Origin of the sequence: Pseudomonas sp. EggHat1 (assembly GCF_014892995.1) — a bacterium.
Classification (GTDB): domain Bacteria; phylum Pseudomonadota; class Gammaproteobacteria; order Pseudomonadales; family Pseudomonadaceae; genus Aquipseudomonas; species Aquipseudomonas chaetocerotis.
The window spans coordinates 120,972-137,139 of the sequence record NZ_JACKQK010000004.1 but is presented as its reverse complement, the minus strand read 5'-3'; the positions used below and the strand labels follow the sequence as shown (position 1 = coordinate 137,139).

The window sequence follows — 16,168 nt, the reverse complement described above, 5'->3', positions numbered from 1 at the left end:
ACTGCGCCATGGACCTCAAACTGCTCGACATCCTCGCCTGCCCGATCTGCAAAGGCCCGCTGCAGCTTTCCGAAGACAAGACCGAACTGATCAGCAAGGGCGCCGGCGTGGCCTACCCGATTCGCGACGGCATTCCGGTGATGCTGGAAAGCGAAGCCCGCACCCTGAACACCGACGAGCGTCTGGACAAGTAAATGAGCGCAGCCTTCACCGTCGTCATCCCTGCCCGTTACGCCTCCACCCGCCTACCCGGCAAGCCGCTACAGGACATCGCCGGTAAGCCCATGGTGCAGCACGTCTGGGAGCAGGCGAAGAAAAGCTCTGCCAATCGTGTGGTGGTCGCTACCGACGATGCACGCATCGTCGAAGCCTGCCAGGCCTTCGGCGCCGAGGTGCTGCTGACCCGCGAGGATCACAATTCCGGCACCGACCGCCTGGCCGAAGTGGCCACCCAGCTTGGCCTGCCTGCCGATGCCATCGTGGTCAACGTGCAAGGCGATGAGCCGCTGATTCCGCCTGTGATCATCGATCAGGTGGCGGCCAACCTGGCGGCCAACCCGCAGGCCGGTATCGCCACCCTGGCTGAGCCCATCGAGGACGTCACCGCGTTGTTCAACCCCAATGTGGTCAAGGTGGTCGCGGACAAAAATGGCCTGGCCCTGACCTTCAGCCGGGCTCCGCTGGCCTGGGCGCGCGATGCATTTGCCAGGAGTCGCGACGTGCTGCCGGCCGGCGTGCCATATCGACGCCATATCGGCATCTACGCCTACCGCGCCGGCTTCCTGCATGACTTCGTCGCCTGGGGCCCGTGCTGGCTGGAGGACACCGAGTGCCTAGAGCAACTGCGCGCGTTGTACAACGGCGTACGTATTCATGTCGCTGATGCCCTTGAAGCACCGGCGGCCGGCGTGGACACCGCCGAAGACCTGGAGCGGGTGCGCAACCTGCTGGGGGCCTGATGAAGGTTCTTTTTGTCTGTCTGGGCAACATCTGCCGTTCGCCCACGGCCGAGGGCGTTTTTCGCCACAAGCTGCGCGCGGCTGGTCTGGACCATCGGGTCCAGGTGGACTCCGCCGGAACCGGCGACTGGCATGTCGGCAAGGCGCCGGACAGTCGCACGCGTCAGGCAGCCCTGCGCCGTGGTTATGACCTGTCCGCGCAGCGTGCGCGTCAGGTCGAAGCTGCCGATTTCCAGCGTTTCGACCTGATCCTGGCCATGGACCAGAGCAACCTGCGCAACCTCGAGGCATTGCGCCCTGTCGATGCCCGTGCTGATCTGGATCTGTACTTGCGCCGCTACGAACTGGCGCTGGATGAGGTACCTGATCCTTACTACGGTGGCGAGGATGGCTTCGAACAGGTGCTGGACCTGATCGAACAGGCCAGTGACGCGTTGCTGATCGAGATCAAGGGGCGCCTGTGAGCCTGAATATGCAGAGCGACATGTCGCTCAAAGCCTTCAACAGCTTCGGTGTCGATGTGCATGCACGGCACTTCGCCGAAGCGCACGATGATGACGATGTACGCGAGGCGTTGAGCCTGGCGAGTCAGCATGGCTTGCAGCTGCTGGTGATCGGCGGTGGCAGCAATCTGCTGCTCACCCGTGATGTCGAGGCGTTGGTGCTGCGTATGGCCAGCCGTGGCATTCGTATCCTCGAGGACGACGGCGAGCAGGTGCTGGTGGAGGCCGAAGCCGGCGAGCCCTGGCATCCTTTCGTGCAGTGGAGCCTGGCGCAGGGACTGAACGGCCTGGAAAACCTGAGCCTGATTCCCGGCACCGTCGGCGCTGCGCCGATGCAGAACATCGGTGCCTACGGCGTGGAGATCAAGGATCTGTTCGCTGGCCTGACCGCGCTGGATAGGCAGACCGGCGAGCTGCGTGACTTCGCGCTTGATGAATGCGCCTTCGCCTACCGCGACAGCCTGTTCAAGCGCGAAGCTGGGCGCTGGCTGATCCTGCGCGTGCGCTTTCGTCTGAGCCGTCTGGCTTCGCTGCGTCTGGATTACGGTCCGGTGCGCCAACGTCTCGCTGAGATGGGCGTGGAAGCGCCCACCGCGAGCGACGTCAGCCGGGCAATCTGCGCCATTCGCAGCGAAAAACTGCCGGATCCCGCCGAGCTGGGTAACGCCGGCAGCTTCTTCAAAAATCCGCTGGTGCCATTCGAACTGGCCGAGCGCATTCGTGACGAGCATGCCGATCTGGTCAGCTATCCGGCTGGCGCTGGTTTGGCCAAGCTGGCCGCGGGTTGGTTGATCGAGCGGGCAGGGTGGAAGGGCGTGCGTGAGGGTGATGCCGGTGTGCATCGTTTGCAGGCGCTGGTGCTGGTCAACTATGGCAGCGCCACGGGGGCGCAACTGCTGCACCTGGCTCAGCGTATCCAGGGCGATATCCTGGAGAGGTTTGGGGTAGAGCTGGAAATCGAACCCAACGTGCTTTGAGGTGTGACCCGGATGAAATCCGGGGATTGCCACTCCCGGATGTCATCCGGGCTACGCGTTTGAAGTGACAGGGACACGTGCATGAAAAAAGGGGATGCCTAGGCATCCCCTTTTTGGTTACTGCAGAAGGATCAAGCCTGAGGCTTGATCTCCTCCTTGTCGGCTTGTGTTTCTTCTTCCGGCTGCGCTTGCTCTAAGGTCTCGCTCACGCTCTGCTCGCTGACGATCGAGGTGGCTTCGGCTTCGGCTTCGGCTTCGGCGACCGGCTCGACCGCAGGAGCGGTTTCGACGACGACGGCTTCGTCCGGAGCGCTTGCTTCAGTGATCGGAGCGGCTTCGGCTACCGGGGCAGCTTCTACAACCGGGGCTGCAGCGGCGGCCTGCGCAGCTTCGCGCGCCAGGCGCTCTGCTTCACGCTGACGACGACGCACTTCGCGCGGGTCGTTCGGCGCACGGCCGGTAGCGTTGGCCGGCACTGCGGCAGGGGTTTCGGCGACAGGGGCTTCTACGGCGGGCAGCGGCTCCTGTGCGGCTTCTGCAACTGGCTCAGCTTGAACGAGCGGCTCGGCAACTGGCGCTTCAACGACAGCAGGTGTTTCGACTACGGCCGGTTCTGCCTCAACTGCTTTCTCTGCGACCGGAGCGGTTTCGACCACTTCGCTCACTACAGCCTCGGCTTGCGCCTCGACGGGTTGAGCGGCTGGGGCGGCTTCAACCTGTACCGCTGGAGCTTCAATGGCCGGAGCCTCGCTGGCCACGGTGTCGCTGCTGTCGACGCTTTCTGCAACCGCTGCGGCGGCAGTAGCTACTGCGACCGGGGTGACTGCCTGAGCTTCGTTACCGGCCGCTTCGCTGTTTTCGGCGCTTTCGATCAGGTTGCCATCGGCATCACGCTGACGTTCGCGACGATTGCTGCGACGACGTTGACCGCGGGAGCGGCGACGCGGGCGCTCGCCATCGTTGCTGTCCTGTTCGTCGTCCTGCATCTGCTCTTCGTTCGGCAGTGCTTCGTCCTGCAGGGCCTCGGTTTGCTCGGCACGCGGCTGACGCTCTTCACGCGGTTGACGCTGACGCTCCTGACGTTCACCACGCGGCGGGCGCTCGGCACGCTCTTCGCGTTGCTCGTTACCAGCATCGGCATCGAGTGGTTCACGCAGTTCACGTACACGCTCTTCACGCGGAGCACGTTCTTCGCGCGGCTTGCGCTCACGGCGATTTTCCTGTCCTTCGCGTGGCTCGCGCGGAGCGCGTTCTTCACGCGGGGCACGCTCTTCGCGAGGTTGGCGCTCTTCGCGCGGTTCACGGGCCGGACGCTCTTCACGTGGGGCGCGCTCTTCGCGAGGTTTGCGCTCTTCATCGCGGCGACCGCCACGGTTGCGGCTCTGCTGACGACCGTTACGACGCTCTTCGCGTGGCGGACGCTCGTTGCTCTTCTTCTCGACTACTGCAGGCTGGGCTTCTTCTTCCTTGCCGGCGAAGAGGCTGACCAGGGACTTCACCAGACCTTTGAACAGGCTGGGCTCAGGCGCCTTGGTCGGAGCCAGCGGTGCCTGCGGCTCGACAGCGGCTGGGGCACTGCTGCGCGGCGCAGCCTTGATTGCGGCTTCCTGGCGAACCAGAGTGCGCGTGGCGGCGGCTGGCTGGGCAGCGGTTTCTTCGGTTTCCGCAGTGGCGGCGATTTCGTAGCTGGTCTGGCCGCTCAGGGCTTCCGGGCTATCGTCACGCAGGCGTTGCACTTCGAAGTGCGGCGTTTCCAGGTGGTCGTTCGGCAGGATCACGATGCGCGCACGGGTACGCAGTTCGATCTTGGTGATCGAGTTGCGCTTTTCGTTGAGCAGGAAGGCGGCAACCGGGATTGGTACCTGGGCGCGGACTTCGGCAGTGCGATCCTTCAGTGCTTCTTCTTCGATCAGGCGCAGGATGGCCAGCGACAGGGATTCAACGTCGCGGATGATGCCTTGACCGTTGCAGCGTGGGCAGACGATGCCGCTGGTTTCACCCAGGGACGGACGCAGGCGCTGACGGGACATTTCCAGCAGACCGAAGCGCGAGATACGGCCGACCTGAACGCGGGCGCGGTCGGCTTCCAGGGCTTCACGCACCTTTTCTTCGACGGCGCGCTGGTTCTTGGCCGGGGTCATGTCGATGAAGTCGATGACGATCAGGCCGCCGATGTCACGCAGACGCAGTTGGCGGGCGATTTCTTCGGCCGCTTCCAGGTTGGTCTGCAGTGCGGTTTCCTCGATGTCGCTGCCTTTGGTGGCGCGCGCCGAGTTGATGTCGATGGACACCAGGGCTTCGGTCGGGTCGATGACGATGGAACCACCGGACGGCAGCTTCACTTCACGTTGGAAGGCGGTTTCGATCTGGCTTTCGATCTGGAAGCGGTTGAACAGCGGCACGCTGTCTTCGTACAGCTTGATCTTGCTGGCGTATTGCGGCATCACCTGCTGGATGAAGGACAGGGCTTCTTCCTGGGCTTCGACGCTGTCGACCAGCACTTCACCTATGTCCTGGCGCAGGTAGTCGCGGATGGCGCGGATGATGACATTGGATTCCTGATAGATCAGGAACGGGGCAGGGCGACTGGTGGAGGCTTCCTTGATGGCGCTCCACAGTTGCAGCAGGTAATCGAGGTCCCACTGCATTTCTTCGCTGGAGCGACCCAGGCCGGCGGTGCGCACGATCAGGCCCATGTCGGCCGGAGCGTTGAGGCCATTGAGTGCCTCGCGCAGTTCGTTGCGCTCTTCACCTTCGATGCGGCGGGAGATGCCGCCGGCACGCGGGTTGTTCGGCATCAGCACCAGGTAACGACCGGCCAGGCTGATGAATGTAGTCAGGGCTGCGCCCTTGTTGCCGCGTTCTTCCTTCTCGACCTGGACGATGACTTCCTGGCCTTCCTTGAGCACGTCCTTGATGTTGACGCGGCCGCCTTCAGGGGCTTTGGAGAAGTATTCGCGGGAAATTTCTTTGAGGGGGAGGAAACCGTGACGCTCTGAGCCGAAGTCGACGAAAGCGGCTTCGAGGCTGGGTTCAACGCGGGTGATGCGGCCTTTGTAGATGTTGGCCTTTTTCTGTTCGCGGGCACCGGACTCGATGTCCAGATCGTAGAGTTTTTGGCCATCTACCAGGGCAACACGCAACTCTTCAGGCTGAGTCGCGTTAATTAGCATTCTTTTCATGTGGTACCAATGGGTTCCGGGGCTAGCGGAAGCCACGTTAGGCACACACGACTCTCAGGGTCGGTGTCAGGCGCGTCAGAAACGGTCGTAAATCGTTCCACTGTCTAGCGACGGTCAGCCATTATCAGGCCGCGGTCGCGACGGACGTCTCCTGCTTGCTGTGGTGACAGAAAGCACTCAGTCAGGAAGAGGAATCAACTGGCGGTAGCGGACGAGATGAGGCGTCTTTGATCAAGCGATAAGCTACGCAGTCCGACAGTTGTACATCTCCACCCTACACGTATCGCTGAAAATCGGGTGCCGCGCGCGGATTCCGCAGCGGTTGTCAGTTACCGCGACCGCCCGGTGGGCGAATCGCGCATCATACTCAAGGCTTTATTTCCGAAGTCTTCGTGGCCTTTAGCGGCCTTTCTAACCTGAAGAATCCGTCGGACGGCCTCACGTCCAAATACGTTTGCGCGGGCAGGGGATGGCAAGTTTGGCATTCATCCGCAAGCCAGGCCGCTTTTGGCGGCGTTCGCGACTATAGCAGCAATGATTAAGTGCTTCAATTCCATAAAAAATTGTTATGATTGCGCGATGACTACTCCTGCCTCTCCAACCTCCGGCGTTCAGCTGATCGAGGTTGCACCGGAACTCGCCGGCCAACGCATCGACAACTTCCTCAGGACACAGCTCAAGGGCGTGCCCAAGACCCTCATTTACCGCATTCTGCGCAAGGGCGAAGTGCGGGTTAACAAGGGGCGGATCAAACCCGAGTACAAGCTCCAGGCGGGTGACGTGGTGCGCGTGCCGCCGCTGCGCCTGGCCGAGCGCGATGAGCCCGAGCCGCTGGCACAGGGGCTGCTGCAGCGCCTCGAAGCCGCCATCGTTTATGAGGACAAGGCGCTGATCGTGCTGAACAAGCCGGCCGGTATCGCCGTGCATGGTGGCAGCGGCTTGAATTACGGTGTGATCGAGGCGTTTCGCCAGTTGCGTCCCGATGCCAAGGATCTGGAACTGGTGCACCGCCTCGATCGCGATACGTCCGGCCTGCTGATGATCGCCAAGAAGCGCAGCATGCTGCGCCACCTGCACGAAGCGCTGCGCGGCGATGGCGTAGACAAGCGCTATATGGCGTTGGTGCGTGGCCACTGGGCGACCGCCAAGAAGCAGATCGCCGCCCCGCTGCTGAAAAGCAACCTGCGCTCCGGCGAGCGTATGGTCGAGGTGAATCCCGAAGGCAAGGAGGCGCTCACGGTATTTCGCGTGCTGCGCCGTTTCGGTGAGTTCGCCACGTTGGTCGAAGCAAGGCCGATTACTGGTCGTACCCATCAGATTCGTGTGCACGCCCAATATGCGGGTCATGGTATCGCCGGCGACAGCAAATACGGCGACGACGACTTCTCCCGCGAGATTCGCGAGCTGGGCGGTAAACGCCTGTTCCTGCATGCCTATGAGTTGCACGTGCCGCTGCCCGATGGTGGCGTGCTGAAGCTCGAGGCGCCGGTGGATGAGGTGTGGGCCAAGACCCTGGAGCGTCTGAGTGCCTGATTATCAGCTACTGATTTTCGATTGGGATGGCACGCTGGTGGACTCCATCGGTCGTATCGTCGAGGCCATGCACCGTGCTGCCGATGTGGCGGGCGTGCCGCGCTGCACCGATGTCGCGGTACGCGGCATCATTGGTCTGGAGCTGGGTGTGGCGATTCGCACGCTTTACCCGGAACTCGATGAGCCGCTGCGAATCGAAACCATCCGGCGCGCCTACAGCGAGCAGTATCTGGTGCTGGAAACCGAGCCGTCGCCGCTGTTCGAAGGCGTGCGCGAGTCGCTCGAAGTCTTTCGTGATCAGGGTTATCGTCTCGCCGTGGCCACGGGCAAGGGGCGCAAGGGGTTGCATCGGGTGCTGGCTGACAAGGGTTGGCTGGATTACTTCGATATCACCCGTTGCGCTGACGAGACGGCGAGCAAGCCCGATCCGCTGATGCTGCATGAGATTCTTGCGCATTGCCGGGTGCAGCCCGAGCGCGCGCTGATGGTGGGGGACTCGACCTTCGACCTGCTGATGGCGCGCAATGCCGGGATGGATGCCGTGGCGGTAGGTTTCGGTGCGCAGCCGTTGTCGGTGCTGCGCGAGTGCTCGCCGCGTTTGGCGATCAATGAATTCAATGAGCTGCGTACATGGCTGGAAGGCCGTCATGCGCAGCGTCCTGCAGAGGTGAGTGAGAATGTCGGATGAGTGGAAATCATCGTCTTCGTCGGGCGAGGATGCCAAGAGCTGGAAGTTGCTGGAAAAGGCACTGCTTTCCAGTGTTCAGGAGCAGCGTCGTTCGCGTCGCTGGGGTATCTTTTTCAAACTGCTGACCTTTATCTATCTGTTCGGTGCGCTGGCGCTGGTGCTGCCTGCGCTTGATCTGAAAAAAGCCTCGACCACCGAGGCGCATACCGCGCTGATCGAAATTCGCGGCATGATCGCTGATCGTGAAGAAGCCAGTGCCGACAAGGTGGTGGGCAGCCTGCGCGCCGCCTTCGAGGACACCAATACCAAGGGTGTGATCCTGCGCATCAACAGCCCAGGCGGCAGCCCGGTGCAGTCCGGCTACATCTATGACGAGATCCGTCGTTTGCGCGGCGAATATCCGCAGACCAAGGTCTATGCGGTGATCAGTGATCTGGGGGCCTCCGGTGCCTACTACATCGCCAGTGCGGCCGATGAGATCTACGCCGACAAGGCCAGTCTGGTCGGCTCCATTGGTGTCACGGCGGCCAGTTTCGGCTTTGTTGAAACCATGCAGAAGCTTGGCGTGGAGCGCCGTGTTTACACGTCGGGCGAGCACAAGGCGTTCCTCGATCCGTTCCAGCCGCAGAAGGAAGAGGAAACCCGCTTCTGGAAAGGGGTGCTGGACACGACTCATCGCCAATTCATCGAAAGCGTGAAGCAGGGGCGCGGTGAGCGTCTCAAGGCTGACGAGCATCCCGAGCTGTTCTCGGGGTTGGTCTGGTCCGGTGAGCAGGCGCTGCAGTTGGGTTTGGTCGATGCGCTGGGCAGTGCCAGCTATGTAGCGCGTGAGGTGATTGGCCAGAAAGAGATGGTCGACTTCACTCAGCGTGATACGCCATTCGATCGCTTCGCCAAGCGCCTGGGTACCAGTGTGGCGGATCGCATCGCGCTGTGGATGGGCTTTCAGGGGCCGACACTACGCTGATGTATATGAAGAAGGCCCGCGTAGCGGGCCTTCTTCATTGAGGGCTCAGAGGGTGTTTACAAGATAGGCGAACGAAGGCAAGACAAGGCGAAAATGATCGAAAAAGCGGAGTTTACGTGCTGTAAATGAGCATTTCGAGATCGTTTTCAACGCAGTATTGCCAAGTGCAGCCATTTTGTAGACACCCTCTCAAGGAATCTCGACGCCTTCGTTCAGCAGCATGTCCACCAGGCGAATCAGCGGCAGGCCGATCAGGCTGGTGGCGTCTTCGCCTTCGGTGCTGCGAAACAGGCTGATGCCCAGGCCTTCCGATTTGAAGCTGCCGGCGCAGTCGAATGGTTGCTCGCGTTGCAGATAGCGCAAGATTTGCTCGTCGCTAAGTTGACGGAAGTGCACGGTGAAAGGCACGCAGTCCACCTGGCACCTGCCGCTGCTGGTGTTGAGCAGCGCCAGGCCGGTGAGGAAGGTGACGCTGCTGCCGCTGGCGGCGCGCAGCTGTTGCTGGGCTCTCGGCAGATCGTGGGGTTTGCCGAGTATTTGTCCATCGCCGAGTACGGCGACCTGGTCCGAGCCGATGATCAGATGCTCAGAATGGTTGGCGGCGAGGGCGCGGGCCTTTTCTTCGGCCAGGCGCTTGACTAGGTCGATGGCTGCTTCACCGGGCAGGCGGGTTTCGTCGATGCTCGGCGATTGCCAGGCAAAGGGTAGTTGCAGGCGGTCGAGCAGCTCGCGACGGTAGGGTGAGCTGGAGGCGAGCAGCAGCGCGGGCATGTTCTCTTCCTTTATATAGGCGGGTGGGAAATTCTACTGATTGCCGCTACTTGTGGGCGCCTCTAAAAACGTAGGCGACGACTGTAAGGATGCAGGAGGTAGAGCGAAGCAGGAAGCCCGAGCCGAGGCAGTCAGCGCAATACCGATGGCGGCCCCACAAAAGCAGGCGAAAACGACCGGGGTCGCGCCCGACTTTACGCGCTGTAAATGAGCGCTTGATTCGCTTCGCTCACCCCTTTGGGGTCGCGCTAAAGCGCGTTCAGCCTTCTGCTGTGAGTCTGTTTTTAACGCCGCGATGGCAACGCAGGTAGTTTTTAGAGGTGCCCCTGAAGACGGGCTGAATTTCCTTTGACATGGGCGGGGTGCATCCCTAGAATGCTGCGCCTATGTTGAATGGGCCGATTCCACCTCACGTTGATCCGCGCAAGCTCGCCGACCGCGAAGCTACCCTAGAGGGGCAGCTCGAACTGGCCAGCCTGCCGCGTCTCTGCGACCCGCTTTCCGATACGGTTGGCGCGGTGCAGGCGAAGTTTCATTTCGCCCGTGACGAGCAGAAAACTGTGGTTATCCGCAGTGAGCTCGAGGTTGAGGTCAAAATGGTCTGCCAGCGTTGTCTGGAGCTGGTCGCGCTACCCATCCGCAGCGAATGTGAATACGCAGTGGTTCGGGTTGGAGCGAACACTCAGTCCTTGCCTAAGGGCTACGACGTGCTGGAAGTGGGCGAAGAGCCGCTGGAGCTGCTTGGTCTGGTCGAGGAAGAGTTGCTTCTCGCCTTGCCCATCGTTCCTGCTCATGCCCCAGGTGATTGCCAGCAGCCGGACGGTCTCGATGAGCCCGAGCCAGGCGAGGACGAGGTATCGCGGTCCAACCCGTTCAGTGTATTGGCGCAGTTAAAGCGTGACCCAAACGTTTAGGAGTTAATGAATTATGGCTGTTCAGCAGAACAAAAAATCCCGTTCCGCCCGCGACATGCGTCGTTCGCACGACGCCCTCGAGGCCAGCACCCTGTCCGTAGAGAAGAGCACCGGTGAAGTTCACCTGCGCCACCACGTTTCTCCGGAAGGCGTGTACCGCGGTCGTAAAGTGATCGACAAGGGCGCTGACGAGTAATCCTTGTCTGCCTCGATCATCGCGATTGATGCAATGGGTGGGGACTTCGGTCCCCACTGCATTGTTCCGGCCTGCATTTCTGCGTTGGCCGAATTCCCCTCGCTGCACCTGACCGTCGTTGGTCAAGCTCCCCTCATCGAAGAACAGCTCGCTCGCCAGTCCGGCGTGGATCGCTCGCGCCTGCAGGTTCATCATGCCAGCGAAGTGATCGCCATGGACGAACGTCCGGCCCAGGCTCTGCGTGGCAAGCCCGACGCCTCGATGCGCGTGGCGCTGGAGTTGGTGCGGCAGCATAAGGCGCATGCCTGCGTCAGTGCTGGCAATACCGGTGCTTTGATGGCGCTGTCGCGTTATGTGCTCAAGACGCTGCCGGGTATCGACCGGCCAGCGATGGTCAGCCCGATTCCCACTGAGCGCGGTCACTGCTACCTGCTGGATCTGGGTGCCAATGTCGATTGCAGCGCCGAGCATCTCTATCAGTTCGCGATCATGGGTGCCGTGGCGGCAGAGACGCTGGGCGTGTCCCGGCCGCGGGTTGCCTTGCTCAATGTCGGTACCGAAGACATCAAGGGTAATCAGCAGGTCAAGCTGGCGGCCAATATGCTGCAGCAGGCGCATGGACTGAACTTCATCGGCTACATAGAGGGCGACGGCATGTATCGCGGCGAAGCCGATGTCGTGGTGTGCGACGGTTTCGTTGGCAATATCCTGCTCAAATCCAGCGAAGGCCTGGCCAGGATGATCACCGGGCGGGTCGAGACGCTGTTCAGCGAGGGGTTGTTCGCCCAGGCGATTGGTGCCCTGGCGATGCCGCTGCTGCGCCGCCTCAAGGCTGATCTGGCGCCAGCCAGGCACAATGGTGCGAGCTTTCTCGGTCTGCAGGGCATCGTGGTCAAGAGCCACGGTGCGGCAGGCCAGGAAAGCTTTCAGAGCGCCATTCGCTGTGCGCTGCGCGAGGTGCAGGAAAATTTGCCGCAGCGACTGCATGGTCGCCTCGAGGACTTGTTGCTGTAAACTCGTCACGTTTTTCGGGGCGTGACTGGCGGCCTGATGTGACCGCGGCACGCAGCCTGTCATCCAACTGTCAGTTTGCTGCGCCAGGCTCGCCTGGCGTTGGTTTTTCGACTCAAGGGACTTATTCATGTCTGCATCCCTCGCATTCGTCTTCCCCGGCCAAGGCTCGCAAGCCCTGGCCATGCTTGCCGACCACGGCGCCCAGCAGAAGCTGGTGCTCGATACTTTCGGCGAGGCGTCCGAAGCGCTCGGCTACGACCTCTGGGCACTGACCCAGCAAGGTCCGGAAGAGCAACTGAACCAGACCGACAAGACCCAGCCGGCCATCCTCACTGCTTCCATCGCCCTGTGGCGTCTGTGGCAGGCCGATGGCGGTGCCAAGCCGGCTTTCGTTGCCGGTCATAGCCTGGGTGAATACTCCGCGCTGGTCGCCGCAGGCAGCATCGCCTTTGCCGATGCGGTGAAGCTGGTAGAGCGTCGTGGTCAACTGATGCAACAGGCCGTGCCGGCCGGGCAGGGCGGCATGGCCGCCATCCTCGGTCTGGAAGACGCCGACGTACTGGCCGCCTGTGCCGAAGCCGCGCAGGGCGATGTAGTCAGCGCGGTCAACTTCAACGCCCCTGGCCAGGTGGTTATCGCCGGCAGCGCGGCTGCCGTCGAGCGTGCCATCGAGGCGTGCAAGGCTCGTGGTGCCAAGCGCGCCATGGCGCTGCCGGTCAGTGTGCCGTCGCACTGCGCCCTGATGAAGCCGGCCGCCGAGCGTTTCGCCGAGTCGGTCGAGGCGCTGAACTGGCAGGCGCCGCAGATCCCGCTGGTGCAGAACGTCAGTGCCGCCGTGGTGTCCGATCTGGCCACTCTCAAGGCTGATCTGCTGGCGCAGCTCTACAGCCCGGTACGCTGGGTCGAGTCGATGGTGCGGCTGTCAGAGCAGGGTGTGACCGATCTGGTCGAGTGCGGTCCTGGCAAGGTGCTGGGCGGCCTGAACAAGCGCTGTGTCAAAGGCATCAACACTTACAATCTGGATACCCCCGAAGCTTTCGCCGCCGCTCGCGCTGCGTTGGCTTGAGAAAGGAGAACGAATATGAGTCTGCAAGGTAAGGTCGCGCTGGTCACCGGCGCCAGCCGTGGCATCGGTCAGGCAATCGCCCTGGAACTGGGTCGTCAGGGTGCCATCGTCATCGGCACTGCCACCAGCGCCTCGGGTGCCGAGCGCATCGCTGAAACCCTCAAGGCCAATGGCGTCGAAGGCGCCGGCCTGGTGCTCGACGTAAGCAATGACGAATCGGTTGCCACCACCCTTGAACATATTCAGCAACATCTTGGTCAGCCGCTGATCCTGGTCAACAACGCCGGCATCACCCGCGATAACCTGATGCTGCGGATGAAGGACGACGAATGGCATGATGTCATCAATACCAACCTGAACAGCCTCTACCGTCTGTCCAAGGCTGTGCTGCGTGGCATGACCAAGGCGCGTTTCGGGCGCATCATCAACATCGGCTCCGTGGTCGGTGCGATGGGCAATGCCGGTCAGGTCAACTACGCTGCAGCCAAGGCTGGTCTGGAAGGTTTCAGCCGCGCGCTGGCGCGTGAGGTTGGTTCGCGTGGTATCACGGTCAACTCGGTGGCTCCAGGTTTCATCGACACCGATATGACCCGTGAGCTGCCGGAAGGCCAGCGCGACGCGCTGCTGACGCAGATTCCGCTGGGTCGTCTGGGTCAGGCCGAAGAGATCGCCAAGGTGGTCGGTTTCCTGGCTTCTGATGGCGCAGGATACGTCACTGGGGCTACTATCCCGGTGAATGGCGGTATGTACATGAGCTAAAAAGGGCGCCTCCGAATGTCCGGAGGCTCTCGAATGTGACGCGAGCCATCAGAAAACTGTCATAGTCGCTGTCTAAAATCCGTTATAAAGCTGCAACAGGTTTATAGACAGATCGTTGAAGTGTTCCTGGGGGCTCCCCGGCATTCAGCTTGAAATGCTAAAAACCCTTTCTATACACTTGGCCGCTACCAGCTGCCTGGATTTGTCCAATAGGAGTGAAAACAAGGTATGAGCACCATCGAAGAACGCGTCAAGAAAATCGTTGCTGAGCAACTTGGCGTCAAGGAAGAGGAAGTAACCAACAGCGCTTCCTTCGTTGAAGACCTGGGTGCCGACTCTCTTGACACCGTTGAGCTGGTGATGGCTCTCGAGGAAGAATTCGAGACCGAGATCCCGGACGAGCAAGCTGAGAAAATCACCACCGTTCAAGAAGCTATCGACTACGTGACTGCCCACGCGCAATAAGTCACAGTCAGCTTTCTGATCGAGAAAAGCCGCACTGCCCTAATCAGGCGTGCGGTTTTTCTTTACGTGCAAGGCGCATGTGGCGCCTGAGTAGAACAAGAGGAGATTGCTGTGTCGCGTAGACGCGTCGTGGTTACCGGTATGGGCATGCTGTCGCCGCTGGGTAACGATGTGCCGAGCAGCTGGCAGGGCATTTTGGCCGGGCGCAGTGGCATCGGTCTGATCGAGCACATGGACCTGTCGGCCTACTCCACCCGTTTTGGCGGGTCGCTAAAGGGCTTCAACGTCGAGGAATATCTCTCCGCCAAGGAGGCGCGCAAGCTCGACCTATTCATCCAGTACGGTCTCGCTGCCTGCTTTCAGGCCGTGCGTGATTCCGGCCTGGACATCACTGACGCCAATCGTGAGCGTATCGGTGTGGCCATGGGCTCCGGCATCGGCGGCCTGACCAACATCGAGAACAACTGCAAATCGTTGCACGAGCAGGGGCCACGGCGCATTTCGCCGTTCTTCGTGCCTGGCTCGATCATCAACATGATTTCCGGTTTCCTGTCGATCCACCTGGGTCTGCAGGGGCCTAACTACGCCATCGCCACGGCGTGTACCACCGGTACTCACTGCATCGGCATGGCCGCACGCAACATCGCCTATGGCGAAGCTGACGTGATGGTCGCCGGTGGCGCCGAGATGGCGGCCTGCGGCCTGGGCATGGGCGGCTTCGGTGCGGCGCGCGCGCTGTCGACGCGCAACGACGAGCCGACCAAGGCCAGCCGTCCGTGGGACAAGGGCCGTGATGGCTTCGTCCTGTCCGACGGCTCCGGTGCCCTGGTGCTGGAAGAGCTGGAGCACGCCAAGGCGCGTGGTGCCACCATCTATGCCGAGCTGATCGGCTTCGGCATGAGCGGAGACGCCTTCCACATGACCTCACCACCCGAGGATGGCGCAGGTGCGGCGCGCTGCATGGCGGCTGCCCTGCGTGATGCCGGTATCAATGCCGATCAGGTGCAGTACATCAACGCCCATGGCACCTCGACCATGGCAGGCGACCTGGCCGAAGCCGCGGCAGTGAAGAGCGTGTTCGGTGAGTATGCCTACAAGCTGTCGGTCAGCTCGACCAAGTCCATGACCGGTCACCTGCTCGGTGCAGCGGGCGCGGTGGAGGCGATCTTCAGTATTCTGGCGATCCGTGATCAGGTGGCACCGCCCACCATCAACCTGGATGAGCCCGACGAAGGTTGCGACCTGGACTTCGTGCCGCACCAGGCCAAAGCCATGCCGATCGAAATCGCTCTGTCGAACTCCTTCGGCTTCGGCGGCACCAACGGCTCGCTGCTGTTCCGTCGGTTCAACGGCTGATGCTGAGCTGGGTCAACGGCGCGCCCGGCGAGCAGTTGTCGGTTCGTGACCGTGGCCTGGCTTACGGCGATGGTCTGTTCGAGACCATCGCCGTTCGTGGCGGACGCATCCCGCTGCTGGCGCGGCATATGGCGCGCCTGGCTGAGGGCTGTCGGCGTTTGTCCATTCCCCTCGATCTGATGCTGATGAACAGCGAGTTGCAGGCTTTCGCCAGGCAATTGGGCGACGGTGTGGCCAAGCTGATTGTCACCCGTGGCGAAGGTCAGCGCGGCTACGCGCCGCCGCAACCTTGCCAGCCGCTGCGCATCCTGCAGGCGGCGCCGTTGCCGCAGTACCCTGCCGTCCATGCCGAGCAGGGTGTTCGTCTCTTCCCTTGTGTGACGCGTCTGGCCGAGCAGCCCTTGCTGGCCGGGCTCAAGCATCTCAACCGCCTGGAGCAGATACTGGCGCGCGCCGAATGGCAGGACGCCGAGCACGCCGAGGGCCTGATGCGCGACAGCAGTGGCCGGGTTATCGAGGGCGTGTACAGCAACCTGTTCCTGGTCATCGACGGCGGGCTGGTGACGGCCGATCTGTCGCGCTGTGGCGTGGCCGGCGTGATGCGTGCGGAGATCCTGCAGCAGGCGCAGTTGCGCGGGCTGTCTGTCGAGTTACGCGATGTTTCCTTCGACGAACTGCTGGATGCCGATGAAGTCTTTCTCTGCAACAGCCTTTACGGCATCTGGCCTGTGCGGGCATTGCAAGAGCGACACTGGTCGGTCGGGCCGCTCACCCGTAAACTGCAGGCCATCGTCTGCGACCTACTGAGTAAATAACTG

Annotated in this window: 17 protein-coding genes; 15 read left to right on the top strand and 2 right to left on the bottom strand. The window is 61.7% G+C overall.

Features of this window, described 5'->3' with window-relative positions:
• The first annotated feature begins 8 nt into the window (after nt 1-8).
• From INS93_RS08965 to murB, 4 genes are read left to right on the top strand one after another with little or no spacing between them, the layout of a single operon-like run.
• Complete coding sequence (locus tag INS93_RS08965) at nt 9-194, top strand: Trm112 family protein (RefSeq protein ID WP_013714804.1); 186 nt, start codon at nt 9-11, stop codon at nt 192-194.
• On the top strand, nt 195-959 hold the full coding sequence (gene kdsB, locus INS93_RS08960; protein WP_160020358.1) for a 3-deoxy-manno-octulosonate cytidylyltransferase: 765 nt from the start codon (nt 195-197) through the stop codon (nt 957-959).
• On the top strand, nt 959-1,423 hold the full coding sequence (locus INS93_RS08955) for a low molecular weight protein-tyrosine-phosphatase (RefSeq protein WP_192981114.1): 465 nt from the start codon (nt 959-961) through the stop codon (nt 1,421-1,423). Before kdsB ends, INS93_RS08955 begins: the two co-directional genes overlap by 1 nt.
• Nucleotides 1,420-2,439 (top strand): UDP-N-acetylmuramate dehydrogenase, encoded by a 1,020-nt coding sequence (gene murB, locus INS93_RS08950; protein ID WP_192981112.1) that lies wholly within the window; start codon nt 1,420-1,422, stop codon nt 2,437-2,439. Before INS93_RS08955 ends, murB begins: the two co-directional genes overlap by 4 nt.
• A 131-nt stretch (nt 2,440-2,570) precedes the next feature.
• Here the strand turns inward: murB and rne are convergent, their stop codons facing one another.
• Nucleotides 2,571-5,621 carry a ribonuclease E gene (gene rne / locus INS93_RS08945; RefSeq protein ID WP_192981110.1) on the bottom strand — a complete coding sequence of 1,017 codons (3,051 nt, stop codon included), beginning with the start codon at nt 5,619-5,621 and terminating at the stop codon, nt 2,571-2,573.
• 579 nt (nt 5,622-6,200) lie between these two features.
• On the opposite strand from rne, the gene rluC reads away from it, so the two are divergent.
• From rluC to sppA, 3 genes are read left to right on the top strand one after another with little or no spacing between them, the layout of a single operon-like run.
• On the top strand, nt 6,201-7,154 hold the full coding sequence (rluC, locus tag INS93_RS08940; RefSeq protein WP_160020354.1) for a 23S rRNA pseudouridine(955/2504/2580) synthase RluC: 954 nt from the start codon (nt 6,201-6,203) through the stop codon (nt 7,152-7,154).
• Nucleotides 7,147-7,842, top strand: coding sequence for an HAD-IA family hydrolase (locus INS93_RS08935; protein ID WP_192981108.1), 696 nt, complete (start codon nt 7,147-7,149; stop codon nt 7,840-7,842). The genes rluC and INS93_RS08935 overlap by 8 nt, the downstream gene beginning before the upstream one ends.
• A complete protein-coding gene (gene sppA / locus INS93_RS08930; RefSeq protein ID WP_192981107.1) occupies nt 7,832-8,809 on the top strand; it encodes a signal peptide peptidase SppA in 978 nt (325 codons plus the stop codon). Before INS93_RS08935 ends, sppA begins: the two co-directional genes overlap by 11 nt.
• A 189-nt stretch (nt 8,810-8,998) precedes the next feature.
• On the opposite strand, the gene INS93_RS08925 is transcribed toward sppA, so the two are convergent.
• Entirely contained in the window at nt 8,999-9,580 is a 582-nt protein-coding gene (locus INS93_RS08925) for a Maf family protein (protein ID WP_192981106.1), read from the bottom strand.
• Nucleotides 9,581-9,966: 386 nt separating this feature from the next.
• Here INS93_RS08925 and INS93_RS08920 point away from each other — a divergent pair, with 386 nt between their 5' ends.
• The 8 genes from INS93_RS08920 (at nt 9,967) to pabC (ending at nt 16,165) form a co-directional block, all read left to right on the top strand.
• Nucleotides 9,967-10,494 (top strand): YceD family protein, encoded by a 528-nt coding sequence (locus tag INS93_RS08920; protein ID WP_017677609.1) that lies wholly within the window; start codon nt 9,967-9,969, stop codon nt 10,492-10,494.
• Between the two features lie 13 nt (nt 10,495-10,507).
• A complete protein-coding gene (gene rpmF, locus INS93_RS08915; protein WP_003245185.1) occupies nt 10,508-10,690 on the top strand; it encodes a 50S ribosomal protein L32 in 183 nt (60 codons plus the stop codon).
• 3 nt (nt 10,691-10,693) lie between these two features.
• On the top strand, nt 10,694-11,704 hold the full coding sequence (gene plsX, locus INS93_RS08910) for a phosphate acyltransferase PlsX (protein ID WP_192981105.1): 1,011 nt from the start codon (nt 10,694-10,696) through the stop codon (nt 11,702-11,704).
• 127 nt (nt 11,705-11,831) lie between these two features.
• Nucleotides 11,832-12,770 carry an ACP S-malonyltransferase gene (fabD, locus tag INS93_RS08905; protein WP_160020349.1) on the top strand — a complete coding sequence of 313 codons (939 nt, stop codon included), beginning with the start codon at nt 11,832-11,834 and terminating at the stop codon, nt 12,768-12,770.
• Between the two features lie 15 nt (nt 12,771-12,785).
• The gene (gene fabG, locus INS93_RS08900; protein WP_003245179.1) at nt 12,786-13,529 is read left to right on the top strand and encodes a 3-oxoacyl-ACP reductase FabG; all 744 of its coding nucleotides are present in this window, start codon (nt 12,786-12,788) and stop codon (nt 13,527-13,529) included.
• Nucleotides 13,530-13,757: 228 nt separating this feature from the next.
• The gene (gene acpP, locus INS93_RS08895) at nt 13,758-13,994 is read left to right on the top strand and encodes an acyl carrier protein (RefSeq protein WP_003245177.1); all 237 of its coding nucleotides are present in this window, start codon (nt 13,758-13,760) and stop codon (nt 13,992-13,994) included.
• A gap of 111 nt (nt 13,995-14,105) precedes the next feature.
• Nucleotides 14,106-15,350, top strand: coding sequence for a beta-ketoacyl-ACP synthase II (fabF, locus tag INS93_RS08890; RefSeq protein ID WP_192981104.1), 1,245 nt, complete (start codon nt 14,106-14,108; stop codon nt 15,348-15,350).
• Nucleotides 15,350-16,165, top strand: coding sequence for an aminodeoxychorismate lyase (gene pabC / locus INS93_RS08885; protein WP_192981103.1), 816 nt, complete (start codon nt 15,350-15,352; stop codon nt 16,163-16,165). The genes fabF and pabC overlap by 1 nt, the downstream gene beginning before the upstream one ends.
• Nucleotides 16,166-16,168: the final 3 nt, after the last annotated feature.

Excerpts from the sequence above, each read along its gene's own strand:
- kdsB (WP_160020358.1), top strand. The coding sequence starts at position 195 with ATGAGCGCAGCCTTCACCGTCGTCATCCCTGCCCGTTACGCCTCCACC.
- rluC (WP_160020354.1), top strand. The coding sequence starts at position 6,201 with ATGACTACTCCTGCCTCTCCAACCTCCGGCGTTCAGCTGATCGAGGTT.
- rne (WP_192981110.1), bottom strand. The coding sequence starts at position 5,621 with ATGAAAAGAATGCTAATTAACGCGACTCAGCCTGAAGAGTTGCGTGTT.
- sppA (WP_192981107.1), top strand. The coding sequence starts at position 7,832 with ATGTCGGATGAGTGGAAATCATCGTCTTCGTCGGGCGAGGATGCCAAG.
- fabG (WP_003245179.1), top strand. The coding sequence starts at position 12,786 with ATGAGTCTGCAAGGTAAGGTCGCGCTGGTCACCGGCGCCAGCCGTGGC.
- INS93_RS08920 (WP_017677609.1), top strand. The coding sequence starts at position 9,967 with ATGTTGAATGGGCCGATTCCACCTCACGTTGATCCGCGCAAGCTCGCC.
- fabD (WP_160020349.1), top strand. The coding sequence starts at position 11,832 with ATGTCTGCATCCCTCGCATTCGTCTTCCCCGGCCAAGGCTCGCAAGCC.
- INS93_RS08925 (WP_192981106.1), bottom strand. The coding sequence starts at position 9,580 with ATGCCCGCGCTGCTGCTCGCCTCCAGCTCACCCTACCGTCGCGAGCTG.
- acpP (WP_003245177.1), top strand. The coding sequence starts at position 13,758 with ATGAGCACCATCGAAGAACGCGTCAAGAAAATCGTTGCTGAGCAACTT.
- INS93_RS08955 (WP_192981114.1), top strand. The coding sequence starts at position 959 with ATGAAGGTTCTTTTTGTCTGTCTGGGCAACATCTGCCGTTCGCCCACG.
- rpmF (WP_003245185.1), top strand. The coding sequence starts at position 10,508 with ATGGCTGTTCAGCAGAACAAAAAATCCCGTTCCGCCCGCGACATGCGT.
- INS93_RS08965 (WP_013714804.1), top strand. The coding sequence starts at position 9 with ATGGACCTCAAACTGCTCGACATCCTCGCCTGCCCGATCTGCAAAGGC.
- pabC (WP_192981103.1), top strand. The coding sequence starts at position 15,350 with ATGCTGAGCTGGGTCAACGGCGCGCCCGGCGAGCAGTTGTCGGTTCGT.